Consider the following 4,701-nt stretch of genomic DNA (forward strand, 5'->3'; position numbering starts at 1 on the left):
GGCATTAGGTGCACGAGAGATGGATAAACATATTGGCAAACATGTGCGCATGGTTGGGCATTTAGCAACCATCAAATATGTTAAAACAGTTAAAAAGGAAATGATGCACTTCGGGACTTTTGTCGATCAGTATGGAGAATTCTTTGATAGCACTCATTTTCCTGACTCACTCAAGAGATACCCTTTTAAAGGCAGTGGTATGTATTTGCTTTATGGAAAAATAGTAGAAGAGTTTGGCTATCCCAGTCTGGAAGCCGAAAAACTGGCTAAATTGCCCATTTTGGGTGATCCGAGGGAGGAATGAAAAGAATTGCGGGTTTCGGATTGAAACATCATTCTTGGTTGTTTGCATCTTAACCTTCTAATGCTTTCTCTTTGACATGGAGTATTGAAACATTCAGTATATATTATTCAAGCTAAAACAAATTGATGGGAATAAGTCACGGACTTGATTCTGAGGGAATGTCTAAAAACAGACATCAATACACTATCTACCTAATCATAGAAGGATTATTAATTTTCATAAAAAACAACAAACTTTTACAATCAGTGATAAAATCTGAATAGCCACTTCTATAAAAATTTGGATAATAAGTATAGAACTCTTCTGATTTATATTTAACAAATTGATCACAAATAAAATGACCAATAGATTCTATTGTATCATCAAGTTGATTTGGCATTTTACTATATTCCATACAGATAAGTATATAGGTAAAAAGTACAGGATTCCCATTTATAGTTTCAAAATATTTTTGGCTAGTTGAATCTGAATTAAAACGATATCCCAATTCTTCCATTAATATTTTAAATTGCTTATTGTTTCCATTTGAATCATTAGTTTCATTGAAGTTTTCTAATATAAACTTGGTTATTTTTCCAACAAATCCAGTTCTCCAAAATATATCCTTTAATCCCATAACTTTAATTATGAATTGATATTATTAAAATAGTAGAAACAGCTCACAAATCCAATTTTAGTTTTAAACCTTATTCAATATCTGATATAAAGATATTGTCAATCGCTAAAAATTGCTACGAATTAATGCTTCTTTCTCACCTTCTTTTTGTATTTCAATGAAATTTCCAGAAATTCTCAATAATATTGCTCACCAAAATTAGAGTAGACATGTGAAAAGTACTCATCAATCTCGCCTTGAATTATATATCGACCCTTTCTTATACTTATTCTCCTAGTATTAAGCTCTTCAATTCTACAAGTTTCTTTACTTTTATCCATTAGAATTGCATACGAATTGAAAATTTTTATTCTCGTTCAATTAAACATTAACCATTCGATTATTCTCATTTTCACGTGAAAAATATTTTCTTTACTATATCAATATTTATTTTACAGAGCACATTAGTGTAATACATTCCTAGGTTCTGAAAGTAATTTAAAGATGACACTTTATTTAATTTATAGCCTATTGGAAATGCAGATTACTTGTTCTCTTAAAATATCTTTATAGGGATTGCAGACTATTTTTTTGTTAGTTCTTGAGTCAACTATTTCAATCTTAGAAATTGATTTTGATTTTAACATTAATAACTCTTCTGTTTTTAATGTAAAAACACATTGTTGAATATATGCTCCTTTAAACAATTTTGGGTCTAGTAATGTTTCAGCTATTATCTCAAAACTACTATTATCTATAAAATAAACTTTTAACTTCCTAGGGGTCACTCTATCCTTTGAGCCACTACTTCCGACAAAAATTGACAATCCTGTTTTAACTATTTTGTTTTCTTTAGGATCCTGACCTATGAAAACTTTAGCCATAGCTGTTAAAACTCCATTTAACAGATCTTCATTTTCATAAATAGTTTCATATGAATTCTCATACAACTTTGTGCCATTCCTTAAATTGCTTGTAGTAATATTACATTGAGCATATAATACATCAATATTTAGCTGTAATATTATAATTAATAATAAAAATGTTTTCATATTCAATTGAATGTAAACCGTCAACAAAAAATGGACTAATAAATTTTAAATATGAAGTTACAGTTTTTATTACAAAAAAAACAGGATCAAACACGAAGAATTAAAAGGTGAAGATTCATTTCCTAAATACCACTACTCTGGTTTAAGTTTGAAACTTAAACCTTTGATAATGAAGATTAAGTCTCAGACTTAATCTAGATCAGGGTTTTAGTATAGGATTTTATCCTTCATTTATGCTCCAGTTTTTTTCAATATTGAAAGTCCTGTATGGCACAAGCATCATTATTGACAAAGGGGAAATCACTAAACCTGTAAATCCTATCATTACACCCAGTATTGACTTAAATGGCATAACAGAATTATCATGTCCAACAAATACCAATAAATATCCCAGTCCAATTAATCCAACTGAAGTTCCTGCAATTGCATAGCCAGCTGTTTTTAAATCAGTTATTAAGTCTGAATGATATTTGAGTTTTGTAATTTCACTAAAAGACACCAAAGAGTCGTTTAAAATTAGATAAGTGTCTCCAATTCCTTCAATATTACTTCTTATTTGGGTCTTGCTAGTTAAGTAAACAGTAATATTATCTCCTTCATGTATCGTGATTGTTTTATCATTCCTGATATTTATCAAATCAAAGGATGAAACAGGAATTGAATCCGTTTGTGAAAAAGAATTGATATTCAAAATCTGAATGAAGATATGCAGAAAAAGAAAAACCTTTAAAAACTTCATATGAAGGGGAATAATTTATAACAAAGTTAATCAATACGTCATTTTTATCATCAATTTCTAAGGAGATTATTGATACCGGCTTTGCCGTCTGGCAGGTTTCTCGTAGCTCGAAATTCTGGAATGACGCATTATTCTTTATAACGCATTACACAATCCTCATACTTGCTTTCAACAAAAATTATTGAATCCTCAACAACAGCGCATTTCAATATTAATCTTTTATCGACAGAATCTACCTCTATTATATAAGGAAACTCAAAACTATCCAATTCTTTAAAGTATCCTTTATATGCTATTGGAAATATCCTACTTTCGTTTTTTTCAATATTAATATTATCAAAATTTCCAAATAAGTCACGAAACATATTAACCCATTCATTACTTCTTTTATAACACAAGCTAGGTGAATAGCAAAAAAGCCAAGAATCATGATAAACTCTTAGAACAACTTGATGTGCTGAATTATTTGTGATTTTTGCATAAACATACTCTGGAATACTGTCAAAATCATATAAATTATTTCTATATTCTTCAAATGCAGTATCTGAGTAATTATGTTCAATTTCGATCTCTACATCACATTTATATAATTCGCCATCCTTATCAGAAGAGCAAGCAGATAATAAGAGAATACACAAATAGGCAAGTTTTTTCATTCAATCTTTACTTTTAACTCAAATTTATAGAAATAATTGTGATAGCCAAATAAGCTATGAATTGGTTATAATATTCCTAAAGCTTTAGACTTGAGTTTCCAGAAGAAACAAGTCCTGTTTAAGTTTGAAACTCAAATCATTTCAAAAACAGGATTATGAACGAACTGAATACAGTTTAGTAATTGAATCCTAATGCATTATATTATATCTTAATTTATTTCATCCTTTTGTTTGGTTTTCAATTACTTTTGCAGCGATATTTTTTTAGGTTTTGATTCTATATATTACCATTTCCATCCCGAAGCTCACCTATAGCTTATCATTTTATCTAACCTATAAAAATCAATATCAATGATTTCCTGGATATTTATGAAACTCACTTCTTATGGATGGTTTCGCAGTTTGATTTGGCAGCCTATATATGAATTTTTAGCATCACGATTTCAAGAACATAGCTGGCATTTTATGAATTATGGTTTCAACCCAAACGAAAATGAACCTAAACTAATATTATCGGAGGAAGATGAAATACATCGTTATTCTCTTCAGATGTATCATTATCTGGCTACAAAAACTGAAATAAAAGATAAAACTATTTTGGAAATTGGAAGTGGTCGTGGCGGTGGATCAAAATACATAGCCACTCATCTCAAACCAAAAAAAATGACCGGAATGGATGTGGCTTCAGAAGCAGTTGATTTTTCAAACCGGATCCATAAGTATCCAAACTTGAACTTCATTCAGGGAAATGCAGAAGATATTCCCCTAGCAGATAATAGCATTGATGTGGTTATTAATGTTGAATCTTCTCATGCGTATGGATCAGTTGATTTGTTCTTGAAAGAAGTGCGAAGAGTGCTTAAACCAGGTGGTAAATTGCTATTGGTAGATTTAAGAAACCAACCCAGAATGGAGCATTTACTGACTCAGATTAAGAATTCAGGGTTTCAAATAAATGAAGAAACTGATATTACTGAAAATGTTATCCAGGCAATAATTAATGACAATGATTTGAAATGGAAGCGAATTACAACTTCTATCCCAAAAAATCTTCGTAAACTTTTCGGAGAGTTTGCAGGAGTGGTTGATTCGAGGATCTATAATTATTTTAAACAAAAAAAACATTTGTATTACAAATTTGTGCTGAGTAATTCAACTGATATGAGTATTAAATAAGCATTTAAGAATTCATATTTCCATCTGTATGGAGGGTGTAAATTAAACTCTGTCCAAAATCGTAAATTTGATTATGGATCAGAACTATTTAGACAATTTAGAAGAAAAAGCGCTAGAACAGTTTAAGAGTGGGATGTCGCTTTTTGGAAAAGATGGAGCGTTTGCTCCATTATTGAAGA

6 protein-coding genes are annotated in these 4,701 nt (G+C 30.1%); 2 read left to right on the forward strand and 4 right to left on the reverse strand.

Annotated elements, in window-relative coordinates; all coding sequences use genetic code 11:
• The coding region (locus HOG71_12105; GenBank protein ID MBT5991585.1) for a hypothetical protein at nucleotides 1-304 on the forward strand (304 nt) is incomplete at its 5' end.
• A 187-nt stretch (nucleotides 305-491) separates the two neighbouring features.
• On the opposite strand, the gene HOG71_12110 is transcribed toward HOG71_12105, so the two are convergent.
• The 4 genes from HOG71_12110 to HOG71_12125 all read right to left on the reverse strand — a co-directional run bounded on the left by HOG71_12110 (nucleotide 492) and on the right by HOG71_12125 (nucleotide 3,346).
• Nucleotides 492-920, reverse strand: coding sequence for a hypothetical protein (locus tag HOG71_12110; GenBank protein MBT5991586.1), 429 nt, complete (start codon nucleotides 918-920; stop codon nucleotides 492-494).
• A gap of 500 nt (nucleotides 921-1,420) precedes the next feature.
• On the reverse strand, nucleotides 1,421-1,951 hold the full coding sequence (locus HOG71_12115) for a hypothetical protein (protein MBT5991587.1): 531 nt from the start codon (nucleotides 1,949-1,951) through the stop codon (nucleotides 1,421-1,423).
• 220 nt (nucleotides 1,952-2,171) lie between these two features.
• Nucleotides 2,172-2,690: a hypothetical protein gene (locus HOG71_12120; GenBank protein ID MBT5991588.1), complete on the reverse strand. Its 519-nt coding sequence runs from the start codon at nucleotides 2,688-2,690 to the stop codon at nucleotides 2,172-2,174.
• Between the two features lie 128 nt (nucleotides 2,691-2,818).
• Complete coding sequence (locus HOG71_12125; protein MBT5991589.1) at nucleotides 2,819-3,346, reverse strand: hypothetical protein; 528 nt, start codon at nucleotides 3,344-3,346, stop codon at nucleotides 2,819-2,821.
• 351 nt (nucleotides 3,347-3,697) lie between these two features.
• On the opposite strand from HOG71_12125, the gene HOG71_12130 reads away from it, so the two are divergent.
• A complete protein-coding gene (locus HOG71_12130; protein MBT5991590.1) occupies nucleotides 3,698-4,522 on the forward strand; it encodes a class I SAM-dependent methyltransferase in 825 nt (274 codons plus the stop codon).
• The last annotated feature ends 179 nt before the right edge of the window (nucleotides 4,523-4,701 follow it).

It is taken from the genome of Bacteroidota bacterium (assembly GCA_018698135.1).
Taxonomy (GTDB): domain Bacteria; phylum Bacteroidota; class Bacteroidia; order CAILMK01; family JAAYUY01; genus JABINZ01.